This window comes from Flavobacterium sp., assembly GCF_043773265.1.
Lineage (GTDB): Bacteria > Bacteroidota > Bacteroidia > Flavobacteriales > Flavobacteriaceae > Flavobacterium.
In genome coordinates this window covers 1-2,755 of the sequence record NZ_JAYVFH010000212.1, presented here as the reverse complement: position 1 = coordinate 2,755, position 2,755 = coordinate 1, and the positions used below count along the sequence as shown (strand labels likewise).

The 2,755-nt window shown below is 29.2% G+C and carries 6 protein-coding genes; 2 read left to right on the top strand and 4 right to left on the bottom strand.

What is annotated here, in order from left to right:
• The 4 genes from ACH2BO_RS11260 to idi form a co-directional block, all read right to left on the bottom strand.
• The coding region (locus tag ACH2BO_RS11260) for a type I phosphomannose isomerase catalytic subunit (RefSeq protein ID WP_395044840.1) at window positions 1-382 on the bottom strand (382 nt) is incomplete at its 3' end.
• A 15-nt stretch (window positions 383-397) separates the two neighbouring features.
• On the bottom strand, window positions 398-847 hold the full coding sequence (locus ACH2BO_RS11255) for a peroxiredoxin (RefSeq protein ID WP_395044839.1): 450 nt from the start codon (window positions 845-847) through the stop codon (window positions 398-400).
• Window positions 847-1,257, bottom strand: a complete 411-nt coding sequence (locus ACH2BO_RS11250) for a 6-pyruvoyl trahydropterin synthase family protein (protein WP_395044838.1) — start codon at window positions 1,255-1,257, stop codon at window positions 847-849. Before ACH2BO_RS11250 ends, ACH2BO_RS11255 begins: the two co-directional genes overlap by 1 nt.
• A gap of 22 nt (window positions 1,258-1,279) precedes the next feature.
• Window positions 1,280-1,813, bottom strand: coding sequence for an isopentenyl-diphosphate Delta-isomerase (gene idi / locus ACH2BO_RS11245; protein WP_395044837.1), 534 nt, complete (start codon window positions 1,811-1,813; stop codon window positions 1,280-1,282).
• A 332-nt stretch (window positions 1,814-2,145) separates the two neighbouring features.
• Here idi and msrB point away from each other — a divergent pair, with 332 nt between their 5' ends.
• Window positions 2,146-2,577 carry a peptide-methionine (R)-S-oxide reductase MsrB gene (gene msrB, locus ACH2BO_RS11240; protein ID WP_395044842.1) on the top strand — a complete coding sequence of 144 codons (432 nt, stop codon included), beginning with the start codon at window positions 2,146-2,148 and terminating at the stop codon, window positions 2,575-2,577.
• 3 nt (window positions 2,578-2,580) lie between these two features.
• Window positions 2,581-2,755, top strand: a 175-nt coding sequence (locus tag ACH2BO_RS11235) for a peptide-methionine (S)-S-oxide reductase (RefSeq protein ID WP_395044841.1), incomplete at its 3' end; no start/stop codon positions are given.

Genomic DNA, 2,755 nt, shown 5'->3' with positions numbered 1-2,755 from the left:
GCATTACATACCACATTTCGGTTTTTCCAAAAGAATTGTGTCTTGTTTTAGCCAAAGCATCATTAGGATGCAACTGAATTGATAAGTCTTCTCGTGCATCAAGATATTTAAAAAGCAATGGAAATTGTTTTCCAAAATTTTTATAAACTTTAATTCCAAGAATTTCTTCTGGATGTAAATTTATCAATTCTATTAATGATTTTCCTTTAAAAATTCCATTAGAAATAATGCTAACATCATTTTCTACGGTTGAAATTTCCCAACTTTCGCCAGTTATATTTGAGTGAATTGGTTTATTTAAATAAGATTTTAATTTAGTTCCACCCCAAATTCGTTCTTTTAATATTGGTTCAAATTGTATTGGATAGTATTGAAATTTCATTTTAGACTTTTATAATTACATTTTTTTTATTGCTTTTAAAGCATTAGAAATATGATTTTTGGGCATCATACTATCAAAAATCATTTTTATAATTCCTTCTTTATCTGCAACATAAGTAACTCTTCCAGGAATTAATCCAAACATTCCTGTTGGAACTCCAAAAAGTTTTCTTATTTTTTTAGAAGCATCTGATAATAAAACAAATGGTAATTTATATTGTTTTGCAAATTTTTGATGAGATGAAACACTATCGCTACTGATTCCTATAACTGCTGCTCCTAAATCTTTAAAATCTTCATATTGATCTCTAAAACTGCATGCTTGTGCAGTACAACCTGCGGTGTTATCTTTTGGATAAAAATAAATTACTGATGGTTTTCCTAATAATGAGGAACTTTCAAAAAGATTTCCGTTAGCATCATTTAATTTAAAATTCGGAATTTTATCTCCAATTTTTAGTTCCATTAGTTTCCGTTGTAGGTTACAAAATTTCTTGGAGTTTCATATAAAACAACTTCCAAATCTAAATCTGATTTAATTTTTTTTCTTAATTTATTCCATATTACAACTACAATATTTTCGGCAGTTGGATTTAAATCTTGAAATTCTGGTACATCAAGATTTAGATTTTTATGATCAAATTCTTTTTCTATATCTTCTTTTATCATATCTGTAAGAAACTTAACATCTAGAACATAACCTGTTTCTTTATCTATTTCTCCTGTAACACTTACAATTAATTCGTAATTGTGTCCATGAAAATTTGGATTATTGCATTTTCCAAATATGGCATCATTTTGCTCCATAGACCAATCTTTTCTATACAACCTGTGTGCGGCATTAAAATGTGCTCTTCTTGATAAAGTAACTCTCATTGTGTGTGTATATTTTTAATTTTTAAAATTTTATTTTATGATCTTCAAGAAAATGATAAAACTCGTCAAATATTATTTTGAACCAAACCGTATAAATTTCTGGTTTATCTTGCATGTCCTTTTTTACATCATCTATTGCCATCCATTTCCATGAGGCAACTTCATCATCATTAACTTTAGGTTCTTCGTTATAATATCCAATCATAACATGATCTAACTCGTGCTCTGTTAAGCCATTATCAAATGGTGCTTTGTAAATAAAATGAAATAATTCTCTTAATTCTGTAACAAAACCCATTTCTTCTTCCAATCTTCTTGTTCCAGCTTTAATATTGGTTTCGCCATTGCGTTGATGACTGCAACAAGTATTGGTCCACAATAAAGGAGAATGATATTTATGATGCGCACGCTGTTGCAACATTATTTCGTTTTTAGAATTTAAAACAAATACAGAAAACGCACGATGCAAAATGGCTTTTTCATGTGCTTCAAGTTTTGGCATTAAACCAATTTGCTCGTCTTTTTCATTAACTAAAATAACTTTTTCTTCTTGCATATTTATTTATTACTCGGTAAAAATACAAAAAAAGAGTTTTAAAATTATGGTTTTTTAAGATTGTGAAAAGTTTAACTTGTGTTGATATTTACCTCTTGAAACAAAAGTTAAACTTTACTTAATTCTATATAAATTGCAAACTGAACGACATTTAAACTCGTAAATGATGTGTAAATTTGTAACATAAAATAAGTGAAATGAAAAACTTAAAATCAATTCTTGCACCAATTACTTTTACATTATGCATGTTCTTGTCTGCTTGTGCTCAAAAAACAAATTCATCCGAAGAAAAAAAAACCACAGAAACTAAACTTTTAACTAAAACTGATACAATGACAAATCCTTATTATTCTAGAACAAGCACCGAAAAACTTAACGTTTCTGATGCAGAATGGAAGAAAGTCTTACCTCAAGATTTATACGCAACTGCCAGAGAAGGCGATACTGAAAGAGCATTTACAGGAAAACTTTGGGATTCTGAATCTAAAGGAACTTATTATTGTGCTGCTTGTGGAAATTTATTGTTTCGTTCTGACCAAAAATTTCAAAGTAGTTGTGGTTGGCCAAGTTTTTTTGAACAAGAAAATAAAAACAGTGTAGTTTATAAAGTAGATAAATCTTATGGAATGGTAAGAACAGAAGCGCTTAGTGGAAGATGTGATGCGCATTTAGGACATCTATTTGATGATGGACCAGAGCCAACTGGTAAAAGATATTGTATGAACTCTGTTTCGTTAGAATTTGATCCTGATTCTCAAAATTAAATTATGATAAAGTTAATTTTTTTAGCAGTCATTTGCACTAATATTATAGTTGCACAGAAAAAAACTATCAGCACAAATCTAGAAACCATTACTCTTGGTGGCGGATGTTATTGGTGTGTAGAAGCCGTTTATGAAAATTTAAATGGAGTAACAAATGTAGTTTCTGGGTTTTCTGGTG

Bases quoted from the DNA above. Each gene is read 5' to 3' on its own strand.
- ACH2BO_RS11255 (WP_395044839.1), bottom strand. From the start codon at position 847: ATGGAACTAAAAATTGGAGATAAAATTCCGAATTTTAAATTAAATGAT.
- ACH2BO_RS11250 (WP_395044838.1), bottom strand. From the start codon at position 1,257: ATGAGAGTTACTTTATCAAGAAGAGCACATTTTAATGCCGCACACAGG.
- idi (WP_395044837.1), bottom strand. From the start codon at position 1,813: ATGCAAGAAGAAAAAGTTATTTTAGTTAATGAAAAAGACGAGCAAATT.
- msrB (WP_395044842.1), top strand. From the start codon at position 2,146: ATGACAAATCCTTATTATTCTAGAACAAGCACCGAAAAACTTAACGTT.